We start from the raw sequence: 16498 nt of genomic DNA, 5'->3' as shown, positions 1-16498 counted from the left end.
GCCGATGTTGACCCGCTTCGACCGTTATATCGCCCGGCAGGTTCTGGTCGCGACGCTCGCCGTACTCGCCGTTCTTGCCGCCGCCATCTGGCTTAGCCAGTCGCTCCGTTTCATCGACCTGACGGTGAACCGCGGGCTGCCGGTCTCGACCTTCATCACCATTTCGGCCCTGGTGCTGCCGAACTTCCTGACGGTGATCCTGCCTATCGCGCTGTTTGCCGCCGTGCTGTTCACCTACAACGGCTTGCAGGCGGATAGCGAGTTGCTGGCGATGCGCGCAGCCGGGCTGGGGCCGAGCCAGTTGATGCGCCCGGCAGTGATGGTGATGGCAGCGCTGCTGCTGGTCGGCTACGGGTTAACGCTCTACGGCCTCCCGGCCTCCTACCGCGCTTTCAAGGATTTGCAGGCCAATCTGCGCAATAATTTTACTGCCGTGCTGCTGCAAGAGGGTGTTTTTACCCAGCTTGACGATAAGCTGACGCTGTTCGTGCGCGAGCAGGGGGTGGAAGGCGATCTCTTCGGCATTATGGCCCACGACAGCCGCATCGCCGACCGGCCCGCGACCTATATCGCCGACCGGGGAACGATGGTGCAAAGCCCCGATGGCCCGCGCCTGGTGATGATCAACGGCAATCGGCAGGAACTCGACCGCACGACGGGCCGCATCAGCTTTCTGTTCTTCGACCGCTACACGGTGGATATCAACCGGGTGACCGGCGAGATTGTTAATCGCCAGCGCGAAGGCACCGAACGCTACCTTGATGAATTGCTGTGGCCGGAGGATGGGGTGGACGACCGCACCCGGCGCGGCTTTTTCATCGAAGCCCATCAGCGCCTTGCTGCGCCGCTGATGATCCCGGCGTTTCTGGCGATTGCCTTCGGTGCGCTGCTGTCCGGCGATTTCAACCGGCGCGGCCAGAACCGACGCATTCTGCTGGCCGTCGTGCTGGCGGCTGCGGTGCAAGGGCTGTTCTTCGCCTTCGGCAGTTTGGCGAACCGTATGAGCGGCGCCGTGCTGCTGTTCTACCTGCTGCCGCTGGTAACAGTGGCGGTCGCAGCGCTGGTCATCGCCCGCCCCACGCTGTTTTCCCCCGCGACGGAGGCGCGCTGATGCGCATTTCCCCGCTATTCTGCGGCTATATCGCCAAGCATTTCGGCGTCTGGCTGCTCAGTTTCTTCTTCGGCCTGTCGGCGGTGATTTTCCTCGCCGATTCGGTGGAACTGCTGCGCCGGGCGGCCAGTAAGCCCGATGTTGGCCTTGCCACGGTGCTGCATCTCGCCCTGTTGAAACTGCCGCAGACCGCGCAAACCCTGATGCCCTTCGCCGTGCTGTTCGGCGCGATCATGGCCTTCTGGCGCCTGACGCGCAGCAACGAGTTGATCGTGGCACGCGCGGCGGGGATTTCCGTCTGGCAGTTCCTTGCCCCCGCCCTTTTTGTGGCGGTTGGCCTGGGCATTTTGAAAGTCGCGCTGCTAAACCAGCTCGCCGCCGTCACCTTCGCCCGCTATGAGGTGTTGGAAGGTCGGCTGCTGCGCGGGCAAGTGGAACAGATGGTCGTCTCCCCCGCTGGTCTCTGGCTGCGGCAGGCGGGCGGCGGCGGCGCGACCGCGATCATTCACGCCGATCAGGTCAGCCGCGATCTGCGCAGCCTGGGGGGCGTGATGATCCTGCGCTACGATGCGCAGGGCCGCTTCGTTTCCCGCGTCGATGCCCCCACAGCAACGCTGGAAGACGGCGCCTGGGTGATCGATCCCGCGTCGGAAGCGCCGAACGGTCAACCGTCGAAACCCATCGGGCGGCTGGTGCTGCCGACCGATCTGACGCCCGACCGCATCCAAGAAAGTTTCGCGCGGCCAGAAACCATGTCGTTCTGGGCGCTGCCGGACTTTATCTCCGTGCTGGAAAGCGCCGGCTTCTCCGCCACCCGCCACCGGCTGTATCTGCACAGCCAATTGGCCGTGCCGGTGCTGCTGGGGGCGATGGTGCTGATCGCCGCCACCTTCTCCCTCCGCCCGGCCCGGCGCGGCGGGGTGGGCGCGCGCATCGGTCTCGGGGTGCTGATCGGCTTCGGTTTCTATCTGATGAACGACCTTGTGCAGGCCTTGGGCAAATCCGCCAGCATCCCCGTGCTGATGGCGGCCTGGACCCCGGCGGCGATTGGTTGCCTGTTCGGCCTTGCGACGCTTTTGTACCTGGAGGACGGTTAGAATGACGGATCGGCTGACGCTCGCGCTGGCGCAGGTCAACCCCCATGTCGGCGATCTGGCGGGCAATGCCGCGCTGATCCGTGCCACCCGGGCGGAGGCTGCGAAAACCGGCGTCGATCTCGTCGTCTTCGGCGAACTCACCCTGTGCGGCTATCCGCCGGAAGATTTGGTGCTGCGCCCGCAATTCCTGGCCGACTGCCGGGCCTTGCTGGAGGAACTCGCTGCCGAAACCGCCGATGGCGGCTCGGCGCTGCTGGTCGGCGTGCCGCTCGATCAGGGCGGCTATCCGTGCAACTGCGTCGCCCTGCTCGACGGTGGCAAAATCGCCGCGATCCGCGTGAAGCATGATCTACCGAACTATGGTGTGTTCGACGAAAAGCGCGTCTTCGCCCCCGGCCCGATCCCCGGCCCCATCCTGTTTCGCGGCGTGAAGCTGGGCGTGCCGATCTGCGAAGATATGTGGACGCCGGACGTCTGCGAAGCCTTGGCGGAAATGGGGGCGGAAATCCTCATCGTCCCCAACGGCTCCCCCTTCGAAGACGGTAAGGCCGACGAGCGCCTGTCCCTCGCCGTCGCCCGCATCGGCGAAACCGCGCTGCCGCTGGTCTATGTCAATCAGGTGGGCGGGCAGGACGAAATGGTCTTCGATGGCGCGTCCTTCGCCGTCGATGCTGATTGTAAAACCGTGCTGACCCTCCCCGCCTTTCAATCGGCGCTGGGACGGCTGACACTTACGCGCGGGGCGGACGGGCGGATTGCGCTATCGTCCGACCAGCCCCCCGCCCCGGCGCTGGGACGGGAAGAAGCGCTCTATACCGCGATGGTCGTGGCCTTGCGCGACTATGTGAATAAGAACCGCTTTCCCGGCGTTATCCTAGGCCTGTCGGGCGGGATCGATTCGGCGCTGGCCGCCGCGATTGCCGTCGATGGGTTGGGCGCGGGCCGGGTGACCGCCGTGATGATGCCCTCCCCCTATACCTCGCAGGAAAGCCTGGATGATGCGGCGGGCGTGGCGATGCGCCTGGGGATTACCCTACACTCGGTGACCATCGGCCCGGCGATGGCCGCCTTCGGCGAGATGCTGGCACCGCTCACCCAGGGGCGGGCGGCGGATACGACCGAAGAAAACATCCAGTCGCGCGCGCGCGGCGTTACCCTCATGGCGCTCAGCAATAAGCTGGGGGCAATGGTGCTTTCCACCGGCAATAAGTCGGAAATGGCGGTCGGCTATGCCACGCTCTACGGCGATATGTGCGGCGGTTATGCGGTGCTGAAAGACCTGTATAAGACCGATGTTTTCGCCGTCTCGCGCTGGCGCAACCACACCGCCCCGGCGGGCGCCCTGGGGCCGATGATTGGATCGGAGACGCTGGTGATGCCGGAAACCGTTATCACCAAGCCCCCGACCGCCGAACTGAAGCCCAACCAGACCGATCAAGATACGCTGCCGCCCTATGACGTGCTGGACGCCATTCTGACCGGGATTATCGAAGACCAAAAATCCCGCGCCGAGCTGGTAGCCGCAGGGTTCGACGAAGCCCTCGTCACCCGCGTTTGGGGGATGCTCGACCGCGCCGAATATAAGCGCCGCCAAGCCGCGCCGGGGGTAAAACTCACCCGCCGCAGCTTCGGGCGCGAGCGGCGGTATCCGATCACCAACGGCTATCGGGGCGGGTAAGCGGATGCGGCCCCGGGTTCTGATGATCGCGGGGCCGAACGGCGCGGGCAAAACCACTTTCGCCCGCGCGTTTCTGCCGAACGAAGCCGACTGCCCGCGCTTCATTAACGCCGATTTAATCGCGGCGGGCCTGTCGCCCTTTGCCCCGGAAAAGGTGGCCTTGCGGGCGGGGCGGCTCATGCTGGAAGAAATCGACCGGGCTTTTGCGGCACGGGAGGATTTTGCGATTGAAACCACCCTGTCGGGGCTGGGGTATCTCAAGCAGATCGCAGCGTGGCGGGCGGCGGGGTATCGGGTGAGCTTGTATTTTCTCTCCCTCCCGACCGCCGACCAAGCAGTCGCGCGCGTTCGCCTGCGCATTCATCAAGGCGGGCATTCGATCCCGGAAGATGTGATCCGTAGGCGCTTCGACGCGGGCCTTCGAAATCTTTTCGACCATTACCGTTTTGCCGTCGATGGCTGGGCGCTATATGATAACGATGGTGACGTGCCGATCCCTTTAGATGGCGGAGGCGAGTTATGAATGACGTTCCATCTTTAAAACCTCTCCCTGAAGGAGCGTTGGTTGCTCTGGCTGCTCTGCGCCGCGCCGCTGCCGAGGCGCGCAAAATTGCCATTCAAACCAATACTGGGATCGTCATCCGTCGCCACGGTGAGCTGGTTGAATTGAGTGCCGCCGATTTGATCGCCGAAGAAGCTGCAAAAAGCGCTGCTGAGTAAGGCGTGCTCCTCGTCGTTGCCCAGGTAAGATTTCAGGGTTGCATCTAAAAATCAAACCCATGAGAAAAGATAAAAATTATGACCTTACAGGAAATCAAGATAGATTTTTCAAACTTTAAAAATAAAGAAGAATTAAATATTATGATAAGATTCTGCTTAGCAGTGCAAGATATTCGAAAACTTCATTATTATTTTTTACAAGAAGATGAAAACAGGAATGATTTATCACATAAAATGTACCTCATAAAAATCACAATAGGACATCTACATGAGGCAATATATGTCATAAAGGAGATGATTTCCTTTTGTCAGAAGAAACCAGAAAGCAATATTAATTCCATTATAACACAACTCGAAAAAAACGATAAAACTATACTGGAAGAATTCAAAAAAATTAATAATTCATTTCTCGACTCACTGACGCATATGAGAAATAATCTAATCTTCCATTACAAAGACGATAAACGTTATGTAGAGGACTCTATTAAAGAATTGGAAAATTCTACATTTTTGATACGGTGGGATAATGATAGCGATTATCGATACATATCAGCGCCTGATATCATCCTATCAAATGTAATTTCTAAGAAAATTGCTCTGCCAAAGGGGATTTCACATATCGATCAATTCTTAGAAAAAACGAACGATCTATACCGGAAGTTTCTGAATGTTGGAACTGAAATATGTTTTCAATATTTTGAGGGAAAATATTCTCAGACCAATCAGGATAGCGTTCATTCAAAAGCAGGGGATTCTTAAGGGCAATCGCCCTTAAGCGGGGCGCCGGGGCAGTGCTGCCCCGGCAAACCCACCAAGCTTACTCGCCGAGCGCCGCCGCGCCTTCCAGGGCTGCCGACACAGCCGTAATTACGGCGGCGATTTTCACGACGGCTTGCACCTGTTCCTTGGTCGCGCCTTTCTTAAAGACTTCGTGCTCGTGGCTTTCGATGCACATGCCGCAGCCGTTGACGGCGGAGACGGCGAGCGACCAGAGTTCGAAATCGAGACCATCGGCGCCGTGGCCGACCATACCGTTCATCCGCAAGCCCGCGCGCATCGTCTTGAAGTCGGCGGTCGGGGAGAGGTGGACGTAGCGGTAGTAGATATTGTTCATACCCATCAGCGCGGCGGCGGTTTTGGCGGCGGTGATGTTGGTGGCGTCGATCTTACCTTGGAGTTCGGCATTGATCGCGGCGATCACGGCGGGGTTGCGCGCGGCGATTGCGGTGGCAAGCGCGGTGCCCCAGGTCTGGTTTGCCGACAGCATCGGCTGCGACAGGACCGAGGAGAGGTTGAGGCGCAGATCCTTGGCGTAATCGGGCAGCGCGGATTTCAGGGTTTCGATGGACATAGCGATCTCCTGCCGCGTCAGCGCGCGGGCATTTTCGAGGTGATTTCCGAGAGTGCCGGGGTCGTCGGGGGGCAGGCAGACTGCCGCCGGACGGCCCCGGCAAACTCCCGCCAAGACAAGCTTGGCGGGAGATCATCCTAACCTGGATTAGAGGGTGGCTTCACCCTGCTTCCAGTTGCAGGGGCAGAGTTCGTCGGTCTGCAGCGCGTCGAGGATGCGCAGCGCTTCCTGCGGGTTACGACCAACCGACAGATCGTTGACGGTCACGTGGCGGATGATGCCTTCGGGATCGACAATGAAGGTGGCGCGCAGGGCAACGCCGGCGTCCTTGGCGAGAATGCCGAGTTCGGTCGACAGTTCGCGCTTAATGTCCGCCAGCCACGGGAAGGTCAGCGGCTTCAGGTCGGCATGATGGGTGCGCCACGCGGCATGGACGAAATCGCTATCGGTCGACGCGCCGATCAGCACGGCATCGCGATCCGCGAAATCCTTTTCCAGGCTGCCGTAGCCGACGATTTCGGTCGGGCAGACGAAGGTGAAATCCTTCGGCCAGAAGAACACGACCAGCCACTTACCGGCATAGGTTTCGTTCGAAACCTGCGCGAAATCGGTCTGGTGGTTCGGGCCGGTCACGGCGGTCAGGTTGAATTTCGGGAAGCTATCGCCAACGGTCAACATTGTGAACATCTCCTGTTCGGGTAAGGGTAAACTTGCAAAAAACCGGGGCGCTCCCCGGTTTGGAATAATTCCAAAGAACGAGGTTAGATATGGCAGGGCGTCCGGGCGACGTCAAGGGCTATTTTATAACGCTTCTAAGAAAGCCGCCTGTGGTAAATCGGTCGGGCCGCTATCCTCCCTCTCGGCATTCCCGCCCCGACAAGATAGGGTTGCGCACGCCCCGGCGCTAGACCGGAGTGCGGTAAAAAGGAGACTCTGTTTTGGCCTTGCTCTGGTCCCGTTCCCGCGAGCCTGACCCGCGCGTTGCAGTCGAACGCGGATCGGATCGCTGCCTGCGCATCACCCTAACCGGGGAATGGCGGGTGGCGCAGGGGGTGGCCTCGCTGGGGCCAATTACGCAGGAGTTGGCGCATGGCGATTATATCGCGGGCATCACGGTCAACGCCCAGCTCGATGGCTACGACAGCAGCCTGATCGCCTTTTTGCTAAAGCTGCACGAAGTTTGCGCGCTCGGCGATATTCCGCTGACCCTCACCGGCCTGCCAGAGGGGGCGCAGCGGCTCTATACCCTCGCCACCGCCGTACCGGAACGCGAGGGCACGGATAAAAAGGGCCTGGGGTTCGCCCCGCTGACCGCCATCGGCAAAACCACCCTGCGTGCCGTGAAGGAGGGGAAGGATTGGCTCAACTTCCTCGGTGCCATCACGGTCTCGATGCTGCGGCTGTTCCGGGGCAAGGCGCAGTTTCAGCATCGGGATTTTCTGCTGTTCGTGCAGGAATGCGGGGCGCAGGCGCTGCCCATCGTCACCATCATTTCGCTGCTGATCGGGCTGATCCTCGCCTTCGTCGGCGCGATGCAGCTCAAGCAGTTCGGGGCGGAACTCTATGTTGCCAACCTCGTCGCCATTGCAATGGCGCGGGAAATGGGGGCGGTGATGACCGGCATTGTCCTGGCTGGGCGCACGGGGGCGGCCTTTGCCGCGCAAATCGGCGCCATGCAGGGCAATGAGGAGGTCGACGCCCTCTCCACCCTCGGCGTGTCGCCCATCGATTTCCTCGTGCTGCCGCGCGTGCTGGCGCTGGTGCTGATGACGCCGCTGCTGTGCCTTTATGCCGATGTCATGGGGCTCATCGGCGGCTATATCGTCTCCGTTGGGATTCTCGACGTCACCGGCGCGGCCTACGTCAATCAAACGATGAATGCCGTTAAACTGGGAGATTTCTTCGTCGGCCTCGCGAAAAGCTTAGTGTTCGGCATCATCGTCGCCAGTGCGGGCTGTCTGCAGGGCCTGCGTGCCGGGCGTAGCGCGGCGGCGGTCGGGGATGCGACGACGAAAGCGGTTGTGACCGGCATTCTGTTCATCATCATCGCGGACGGGCTTTTCGCCGTGCTGCTGAACCTTCTGGGGCTGTAAGCATGGCACCGCGCATCGAAGTGACCGGCCTCGATATGATTTTCGACGCCTATGTCGTGCAGAAGAATATCAACCTGACCGTCCAAACCGGGGAAATCTTCGTGATCATGGGGGGCAGCGGCTGCGGGAAATCGACCCTGCTGCGCCATATGATCGGGCTGCTTACCCCCGTGCGCGGCGCGATCCGCTACGATGGCGAGAATCTCTGCACGGCCATCGGGCAAGAGCGGAATAGCCTAACCCGCCGCTTTGGCGTACTGTTCCAAAGCGGCGCGCTGTGGAGTTCGATGACCCTGGCGGAAAATGTCGCCCTGCCGATCCGCACCTATACGAAGCTCAGCGAGCCTGAAATCGAAGAATTGGTGGCGCTCAAGCTCGCCCTGGTCGGGCTGCGCGGGTTTGAAGATTATATGCCGTCGGAGATTTCGGGCGGGATGCGCAAACGCGCTGGGCTGGCGCGGGCCATCGCGCTCGATCCCGATATTCTATTCTTCGACGAACCTTCGGCGGGGCTTGATCCCGTGAGTTCCAAACGGCTCGATGATCTTATCTTGGAACTGCGCGATTCGCTGGGGGCAACGATCATTGTCGTCACCCACGAACTTGCTAGCATTTTTGCCATCGCAGACAATTCAATCTTCCTCGATGCCGAAACGCGCACCCCCATTGCCCACGGCGCCCCGCGTCAGCTTTTGACGGACTGTCAAAGCCCGCAAGTGCAGGCCTTTCTGAGACGCGGGGCGGAAACCGCGTGACGCGGTAAAGATTAACATCTCGGAAAAAATACCGGCTCTGTGTTAGAAATGCTTAACCCAAGCCCCCGGGAATGAGAGCGCTGCAATGATACGGCTAATCGAGAACCTTCCCCTGATTTGGAAGCTCTGCGTTACATTTATTTTGATTAGCTTTGCGACGATTGCCGTCGCGACGCTCGGGGTCATTCGCGTTGGCGCTATTCCAACCGTCGTTGATGAACTTCTTATTGCAACGACCGAGGTTCATACCGCCGACGTGGTGATGGTCGATGTGTTGATAACGGCGCAGCATTTGGAAAATGCCGCTGGCATCCCGGCCGCCGAACGGCCCGCCCTGATCACGCAAATCGGAAAAGATTTGGAGAAGGCGAGCGCATCCCTGGACGCCCTGAAAGCCGCAGTTGTCACCCCGCAATCCGCCGCCCCGCTGAAAGCCATCGACGGAATATTCACGCAGTTTAAAACCGAAACCCAGGCTTTAATGACGGCCCATGACGCTGCGCGGCTTAATACTATTCGCAAACTTGTACAAAGCCTACCGGCGCAAGTTGCGCTGATCCAGGAACCGAACTTCAAAAAATTTGGCGATAATATCGTTCGAGGGAACGAGCTTTATACCGATACGCGACGGGATCTATTTGGATTAGCCATCGTTGGCCTTACCGTATCTTTGGGGTTGGCTATTCTAATGGCGCATCGGTTGATCGCCAAACCGCTTACTCAAATCGCGCGCGGTATGGCCAGCACGACCGCTGGGACCGAGCCCGCAGTCGTTGACGGAAGCGTCGATCCGGCGACGGCCCAGCGCCGGGACGAGGTGGGGGTTCTGGCCAACGCCTTCATGGCCTATGCCGAAACCGCCAAACAGGCGCGCCTCTTCGACCGTCAAGCGCGGGAGGAGGCGGAGCGGCAACTGACCAAGCGGGCCAAGCTGGAAGAAAATGTTGTCGCTTTCGACGCCCAAACCACGACCGCCCTTGGCCGGATCAGCCAAGCGTCGGCCCTGCTCGAAAAAACGGCCCAAAGCCTTGCGACCTCTGCCGATGAAACCACGCGGCAATCGGGCACCGTAGCGAGCGCCTCGGGCGAGGCCACCCAGAATGTCGAAAAGGTTGCCGGGGCGGCGCGCGATCTTTTGACGCTGGTCGATGAAATCCGCCAACAGGTCTTACACTCAACCAAGGTCGCCAGCGACGCCATGACCCAGGCAAGCCGCACTAAGGGCACAATGCAGGGCCTCGCCGACCGCACGCAACAAATCGGCGATGTCGTGAAACTGATCACCGATATTGCCAGCCAAACCAATCTTTTAGCGTTGAACGCCACCATCGAAGCGGCCCGCGCCGGGGAAGCCGGTAAAGGTTTTGCTGTCGTTGCGACGGAGGTCAAAAACCTTGCCAGTCAAACGGCAAAATCTACAGAAGAAATCAGCCAACAAATTGCGGCGATCCAAGAGGCCACTCAGGAAACCTTAGCGGGTATCCAAGAAATCGCTGGAACGATCACATCGGTTAATGATAGCGCCAACGCGATCGCCAGCGCGATTGACGAACAGAGCATGGCAACGCAGCAGATTGTTCGCAGTTCCGAAAACGCCGCTCAGGGAACCCAGAAAGTGCTGGAAACGGTTGATCGGATCAATCAATCCGCTGCCGCAACGGGCACGGATGCGGCCGACGTGCGGCGGGCGGCGCATGAGTTGTTCCAACAGGCCGAAACCTTGCGCGGTCAGGTCGATGGCTTCTTCAGCAGCTTGCGGCGAGCTTAGACACCCCAACGGGAAAACTTGAAACAATGAGTAAACGCGCCAATCCAGTCGTTATCGGTGGCTTCGTCTTAGGGGCGCTGGTGCTGGCCTTAGGCGGGCTGGTGGCCTTTGGCTCTGGCCTGTTCCAAAAGGACACCAAGGAAATCGCCATCGCGCGGTTTGATGGGTCGGTCAGCGGCCTCAACATCGGCGCCGCCGTCACCTTCCGGGGCGTGCGCATTGGTCAGGTGCGCAGTATTCAACTGCAACTCACCCCCGGCACCTATGCCGCGCGCATTCCGGTGGAACTGGAAATCGACCGGGACAAGATTTCCTTCGACGGTCCTGTGTCGCAGACCATCGCCGAAAATCTGCACGATGCCGTCGCTAAAGGCCTGCGCGCACAATTGCAAGTGCAGAGCTTCGTGACCGGGCTTGTGTCGGTCAACCTCGATTTCTTCCCCGCCGCCCCGCCGCCGCCGCCCTTCATCGAAGGGCAGATGATGGAAATTCCGACGATGCGGTCCAGCTTCGATTCGCTGCTGGAAACCGTGGGCGCCCTGCCCTTGCAGGATTTGGCGGGCACCGCGCTCGCGCTGCTGACGAACCTGAACGAGTTGCTGACCTCGCCGGAAATCAAAAGCGTCATCACCAATACCGCCCGCAGTGCCGAAGCGTTGGAACAGACCGCCACCGCTGCCCGCGACGCCATCGGCCCGATCAGCCAATCGTTGCAGGCGACCTTGACCGAAGCGCGGACCACGCTGCAAACCATCCAGCAGGTCACCAAGGCCACCCAGACCGAGGTGTCGGGCCTGATGGGCGATTCACGCAAACTGGCGCAGGATGCCGATAAGCAGCTTCTGGCCCTGACCGCACAGACCAGCGGTGTGCTGAAATCGCTCGATCAAACCCTCCAATCGGCCAATGGGTTGATCGGCCCAGCCTCGGCCCAGCGCGCCGATCTTGAACAGATTTTGCGCAACCTTAATTACGTCACCCGCTCCCTGCGCGGCTTTGCCGAACAGTTGGAGCGTAACCCCAATGCCCTGATCGTCGGAAAACGCTGATGCGCCGCCTGCTGCCCTTGCTGCTGCTCGCCCCTGCCCTAACCGGCTGCCTTACGCCGGAGCCGGCGCCGAAACTCTATGTGCTGGACCCGGTTGTGCCAACGGCGGCAAGCCTAACCCGCGTTTCCCTCGCCGTCGCCCCGGCGCAGGTGCCGGAGTATCTCGACCGGCCCGAGTTGATCGTGCGGACGGGACCGAATGAGGTTAAAGCGGTGGATGGCGAACGCTGGGCCGAACGGCTGCCGCTGACGCTCGCGCGCGGGGTCGCGGATAATCTGACCCGCGCCCTCGGGCGCCCGGTGCCGCTGACCCCCGCCGACCGACCGGGCGCCGCGCCGGATTACGAATTATTCCTGACCGTCACCCGCCTTGACATCGACCCCGCTGGACGGAACGTTAGCTTGGAAGGCACCTGGAGCCTGTTTGATACCGACGCCCGGAAAGAACTGCAGGCCGCCGTTTTCAGCCAGCGGGAGAGCTTTAGCGGCACCGGTCTCACCGGCGCCGTCACCGCCCTAAACCGGGCGGTTGCCGCCGTTAGCCAGGGCACCCTCTCGGCCCTGCAAAGCCTGCCACCGAAGCGCTAAGCCAAAACGCTAAACCCCGCCCCCGGGCGCCAGCCGGTTCATGACCAGCGCCGCCTGGGTGCGGCTGACAACGCCGAGTTTGCGGAATATCTGACTGGCGTGGGCTTTCACCGTCTGTTCAGCGATGCCCAGTTCGAAGCAAATCTGCTTGTTCAGCTTGCCTTCGCCGATCATCGCCAGCACGCGCAACTGCTGCGGCGACAGGGTGGCGAGGCGCTGATAGAGATCTCGGTCGTCCGCAGCCTCCTGGGCGGGCGGCTCGCTAGGCAGGGACTCGCCGCGCAGGATGGCGGCAATCGTGTCTTGAATACCCTCGACCGACGCCGATTTCGGGATGAAGGCCGCCGCCCCGAACGAAAGGGCGCGGCGCACCGTCTCCGGGTCTTCTTGAGCCGAAACCACCGCCACCGGCACCGTCGGCGCGTGGGAGCGGAGCAGCATCAACCCCATTAGCCCCTGACTGCCCGGCATGGTCAGATCGAGCAACACCAGGTCAATCTCGGTATCTGCCGCGCCTGGATCGGCAGGGGCAAGGCGCCCGGTCACCGTGTCGAAATCCGCCGCTTCCAGAATCTCCGCCTCTGGCCAGCGGCGGCGCAACGTCTCCCCCAGCGCGGCGCGCACGAGCGGATGATCGTCGGCAATCAGAAAGCGGGGCGTCACTCGGCGTCTTCCTCCGCAGGCAGGCTGAGCGTGAGACTGCTGAGATAACTGCGCAGCGCTGCCGGGCGCAAGGGCTTATACAAAAGCGGCACCCCGGCGGCGCGGGCGCGGCGGCGTAAATCTTCGGACCGGTCGGCGGTCAGCAGCAGCCGAGCATGATCGGGCGCGGCGGATTCGATCAAGAACGCCAGGCCATCGACCTCGGCTTCCAGATGATAATCGGCGATCAGAAGCGCGGGAACGGCTTCGGCTAAAGCTTGCCGGGCCGCATTGGGCGTCGCCGCCAGCCGCACGCGGCAGCCCCACCCCTCCAGCAGCGCCTGCATCCCTGCGAGGATTGCCGCATCATTATCGAGACAGAGAATATCAAGACCCGCGAAGACCGGCGCCGCCACGGGAACGGGCGAGGCTTGCGGCGGGGTCGGGGTCAGCGCGCGCGGCACCGTTACGGCAAAGCAGGCCCCCTTCCCGGGCACCGACCGAACATCGACGGGATGACCGAGACCGCGCGCGATCCGGTCCACAATCGCAAGCCCCAGACCAAGGCCGGTATGCCCATCCTCCCCGCCAGGGCTGAGGCGGCGAAATTCCTCGAAAATCTCCTGCTGCCGGTCCTCGGGAATTCCGGGGCCGGTATCCCAAACCTCGATCCGCACCGTGTCGCGCTGCACGCGGCAGCCCAATAAGACCGTGCCGCGCGGCGTGTAGCGCACGGCATTGGTCAGAAAATTCTGGACGATCCGGCGCAGCAGATCGGGGTCGGTCTGCACCCGCACCGACGTTGGCACAAAGCGCACCCTTAAGGGTCGATGGGCCGGGCGCTGGGCCGCCTGGGTCGCCACTTCCATCGCAAGCCGTTCCAGCAGCGGCCCCAGGGCGAAATCGCGCTTCTGTGCCCGCATCGCCCCGGCTTCGAGCGCGGAAATGTCGAGCAGCGCTGACAGCAATTGTTCGACCGAGCGCAACGACGCCCCGATATGCCGCACCATATCGCGCGCGGCGGCAATATTCCCTTCTGACAGCCGATCCGACAGTGCCGTCGAAAAAAGCCGCGCGGCATTCAGCGGCTGCATCAGATCGTGGCTGGCGGCGGCGAGAAAGCGGGTTTTAGAGGAATTGGCCCGTTCCGCTTCCGCTTTTGCCGCCTCTAGCGCCTCCGTCCGGTCGCGCACCCGCGCTTCCAGATTTTCATTGATTTCCTGAAGCCGCGCCGCCGCCAGATGCCGCTCGGTCACATCGGTATAGGTCGTCACATAGCCGCCGCCCGGCATGACGTTGGTCAGCATTTCGATGACGGTGCCATCGGGGCGGGTGCGTTCGTGGCGATAGGGCCAGTCGGTGATCGCATCAAAACGGTTGACCAGCAGGGCATCGACATCCCCCGCCGCGTAATCGCTGCGGGCGGCGTTATAGCGCACCAATTCGGCCAGCGGCACGCCAACCCGGACGAGGCCGGGGGGAAAATCCAAGAGATCGAGAAAGCGGCGGTTCCACATCAAAATCGTCAGATCGGTATCAAGGACGCAGATGCCCTGGCTGACGCTATCGATGGTACCGCGCAACAGATCGGCTTGGGTGCGGATGACTTCCGACGCTTGATCGAGCATCTGCCGCGCCGCCCCGCGCGACAGGCTGCGCCGCTTCAGCGAGGCGGCCAGCACCACGCGGGCGGAAGCCGAGCCGATGGCCCCCGCCAAGAGATGTTCGGTAAAGCGCACCGCGTCGAGGTCGGCCACCCCGTCGCGGTACACCGGCCCGGCCTGGGCGGTTCGCCCGGCAACGAACCGGTCGAAGGCCCCGCCCCCCGCCTCCTCCCCCAAATAGCGCGCGGCGATACTGCGCAGCTCCTCCAGCCGCGTCAGCGCCGACCAGCCGCGCGGCCCTAGGGTCGCCGGCTGCGGGTCGGCATCGACATAGGCCGCGGCCTGCGCCCGCTCTACCGCCGAGGGGCGGGAGAGCAGCGAGCCGCCGACGTAGAACAGGATATTCGCCAGCAGGCTCCACAGCGTTGCGTGGGAAATCGCATCCAGCCCGCCCATGCCAAACAGCGCATGGGCCGACAGCCACTCCAGCCCAAACGGCCCCTTCTGCAAAAACTCGATTTCCATGCGGCGCAGAATGACGGTTGCGGGCAGCAGCATCGTATAAACCCAGACCAGCATCCCCGCGCCGATCCCGGCAATCGCCCCCAAGCGCGTGGCCCGCCGCCAATAGAGCGCCCCCAGAAAGGCTGGGCCGAACTGCGCGACCGCCACGAAGGCCAGCAAGCCGATGGTGGTCAGCGCATAATTCTCGCCGATCAGCCGATAGGTGAGATAGGCCAGCAGCAGAATCCCAATAATCGCGGCGCGGCGGATGAACAGCAGCACGCCCGCCAGATCGCGTTCCTGGCGAAACCCCCGGCGGCGCAGCAGCAGCGGCATCACCACATCGTTACAGACCATTGTCGCCAGGGCGACCACGGTCATGATCAGCATGCCGGTCCCCGCCGACAGGCCGCCGATAAAGGCGATCAGCGCCACTTCCGGCGCGCCCAGGCGCAGGGGCAGCGATAACACGAAACTATCGGGGTTCAGCGTCCCCTGCCCCACCAGCATGAGACCCGAAAGCGCGATGGGCACGATGAAGATCGAGAGGATCAATAAATAGGCTGGAAAAATCAGCGCCGCCGGGCGCAGATGCCGACGGTCCTCATTTTCCACCATCAACACGTGGAATTTATGCGGTAGGCAGAAAAAGGCAAAAAAAGCGATCAGCGTATTGCTGATCCAGGTCGGCGCCAGCAAATCGAGATCGAGCAGGCGCATCAGTTCCGGCTGGCGGGCGGCGATCTGGAACAGTTCCACCGGCCCTTCCGGCAGCCCGAGCATGATAAACACGCCCACCGCGATAAAGGCCGCCAGCTTCACGAGGCTTTCAAAAACGATGGCGAGCATCAGCCCGCGATGATGCTCCCGCGCGTGGATATGGCGCACGCCGAAGAGAATGGCGAAAGCCGCCGTCGCCAAGGTGACGGCAAAGGCGGTATCGGACCAAATCGGATCGGACGGCAAGGCACCCTGCCCGGTCAAACCGTCGAAACTGCTGGCCAGCGCTTTGAGTTGCAGGGCGATATAGGGCAGAACGCTGATTAACGCCGTCAGCGTGACCAGTGCCGCCAACCCCTGGCTTTTGCCGTAGCGGCCCGCCAGAAAATCGGCGATGGAGGTGATGTTCTGTGCCTTCACCACCGTCAACGCTTTGCGCAGCATCCGCTGCCCGAACAGCAGCGCCAGGGTTGGACCGACATAGATCGGCAGAAAATCGAAACCGCCCGTCGACGCCCGCCCGACGGAACCATAAAAACTCCAGGTTGTCGTATAGACCGTTAGCGTCAGGGCGAAGAAAATGCCGCTGCGCCACAGCCCGGGAAACAGGGGGCGCCCGGCTTCCGCCCGCCGGTCGCCGTACCAGGCAACGCCGAACAAGGCCGCGATGTAAGCCGCCGAAACCGCGATGACCACCCAGCCTTGCACCCGCCGCCAAACCCTTTCTGTAGCGCGCTACGCGCCCCCTACGAAGGTAGCTCTCCCGCTTTCAGAGCGGAAGCCTATCTTCCCGCCTACGAACCGACACAATCATAAAAA

At 61.6% G+C, this 16498-nt stretch carries 15 protein-coding genes; 11 read left to right on the top strand and 4 right to left on the bottom strand.

Features of this window, described 5'->3' with window-relative positions; all coding sequences use genetic code 11:
- Window positions 1-4: 4 nt before the first annotated feature.
- The 6 genes from lptF to CHR90_RS19200 all read left to right on the top strand — a co-directional run bounded on the left by lptF (window position 5) and on the right by CHR90_RS19200 (window position 5365).
- Window positions 5-1111 carry an LPS export ABC transporter permease LptF gene (gene lptF / locus CHR90_RS08800; protein ID WP_094408609.1) on the top strand — a complete coding sequence of 369 codons (1107 nt, stop codon included), beginning with the start codon at window positions 5-7 and terminating at the stop codon, window positions 1109-1111.
- Window positions 1111-2208 (top strand): LPS export ABC transporter permease LptG, encoded by a 1098-nt coding sequence (lptG, locus tag CHR90_RS08795; RefSeq protein WP_094408608.1) that lies wholly within the window; start codon window positions 1111-1113, stop codon window positions 2206-2208. Before lptF ends, lptG begins: the two co-directional genes overlap by 1 nt.
- Before the next feature lies 1 nt (window position 2209).
- Window positions 2210-3886: an NAD+ synthase gene (locus tag CHR90_RS08790; protein WP_094408607.1), complete on the top strand. Its 1677-nt coding sequence runs from the start codon at window positions 2210-2212 to the stop codon at window positions 3884-3886.
- 4 nt (window positions 3887-3890) lie between these two features.
- Window positions 3891-4409: an ATPase gene (locus tag CHR90_RS08785; protein WP_094408606.1), complete on the top strand. Its 519-nt coding sequence runs from the start codon at window positions 3891-3893 to the stop codon at window positions 4407-4409.
- Window positions 4406-4606 (top strand): hypothetical protein, encoded by a 201-nt coding sequence (locus CHR90_RS19205; RefSeq protein ID WP_141210912.1) that lies wholly within the window; start codon window positions 4406-4408, stop codon window positions 4604-4606. Before CHR90_RS08785 ends, CHR90_RS19205 begins: the two co-directional genes overlap by 4 nt.
- 78 nt (window positions 4607-4684) lie before the next feature.
- The gene (locus CHR90_RS19200) at window positions 4685-5365 is read left to right on the top strand and encodes a hypothetical protein (protein WP_141210911.1); all 681 of its coding nucleotides are present in this window, start codon (window positions 4685-4687) and stop codon (window positions 5363-5365) included.
- 58 nt (window positions 5366-5423) lie between these two features.
- Here the strand turns inward: CHR90_RS19200 and ahpD are convergent, their stop codons facing one another.
- Window positions 5424-5957: an alkylhydroperoxidase, AhpD family gene (gene ahpD / locus CHR90_RS08780; protein ID WP_094408605.1), complete on the bottom strand. Its 534-nt coding sequence runs from the start codon at window positions 5955-5957 to the stop codon at window positions 5424-5426.
- A 147-nt stretch (window positions 5958-6104) separates the two neighbouring features.
- On the bottom strand, window positions 6105-6635 hold the full coding sequence (locus CHR90_RS08775) for a peroxiredoxin (protein ID WP_094408682.1): 531 nt from the start codon (window positions 6633-6635) through the stop codon (window positions 6105-6107).
- Between the two features lie 260 nt (window positions 6636-6895).
- Here CHR90_RS08775 and CHR90_RS08770 point away from each other — a divergent pair, with 260 nt between their 5' ends.
- The 5 genes from CHR90_RS08770 (at window position 6896) to CHR90_RS08750 (ending at window position 12209) form a co-directional block, all read left to right on the top strand.
- Window positions 6896-8050, top strand: a complete 1155-nt coding sequence (locus CHR90_RS08770; RefSeq protein ID WP_094408604.1) for an MlaE family ABC transporter permease — start codon at window positions 6896-6898, stop codon at window positions 8048-8050.
- Between the two features lie 2 nt (window positions 8051-8052).
- Window positions 8053-8805, top strand: a complete 753-nt coding sequence (locus tag CHR90_RS08765; RefSeq protein ID WP_212668652.1) for an ABC transporter ATP-binding protein — start codon at window positions 8053-8055, stop codon at window positions 8803-8805.
- A gap of 85 nt (window positions 8806-8890) precedes the next feature.
- Window positions 8891-10573: a methyl-accepting chemotaxis protein gene (locus tag CHR90_RS19825; RefSeq protein ID WP_094408603.1), complete on the top strand. Its 1683-nt coding sequence runs from the start codon at window positions 8891-8893 to the stop codon at window positions 10571-10573.
- Window positions 10574-10599: 26 nt separating this feature from the next.
- Entirely contained in the window at window positions 10600-11622 is a 1023-nt protein-coding gene (locus tag CHR90_RS08755) for an MlaD family protein (protein ID WP_094408602.1), read from the top strand.
- Complete coding sequence (locus CHR90_RS08750) at window positions 11622-12209, top strand: PqiC family protein (protein WP_094408601.1); 588 nt, start codon at window positions 11622-11624, stop codon at window positions 12207-12209. The genes CHR90_RS08755 and CHR90_RS08750 overlap by 1 nt, the downstream gene beginning before the upstream one ends.
- Before the next feature lie 9 nt (window positions 12210-12218).
- Here the strand turns inward: CHR90_RS08750 and CHR90_RS08745 are convergent, their stop codons facing one another.
- Both CHR90_RS08745 and CHR90_RS08740 read right to left on the bottom strand, forming a co-directional pair.
- Window positions 12219-12872: a response regulator transcription factor gene (locus CHR90_RS08745; protein WP_094408600.1), complete on the bottom strand. Its 654-nt coding sequence runs from the start codon at window positions 12870-12872 to the stop codon at window positions 12219-12221.
- Window positions 12869-16387: a hybrid sensor histidine kinase/response regulator gene (locus tag CHR90_RS08740; RefSeq protein WP_094408599.1), complete on the bottom strand. Its 3519-nt coding sequence runs from the start codon at window positions 16385-16387 to the stop codon at window positions 12869-12871. The genes CHR90_RS08745 and CHR90_RS08740 overlap by 4 nt, the downstream gene beginning before the upstream one ends.
- Window positions 16388-16498: the final 111 nt, after the last annotated feature.

This window comes from Elstera cyanobacteriorum (assembly GCF_002251735.1).
GTDB classification, from domain to species: domain Bacteria; phylum Pseudomonadota; class Alphaproteobacteria; order Elsterales; family Elsteraceae; genus Elstera; species Elstera cyanobacteriorum.
Note: the sequence above shows the minus strand (reverse complement) of the source record. Positions and strands in the feature narration are given on the sequence as shown.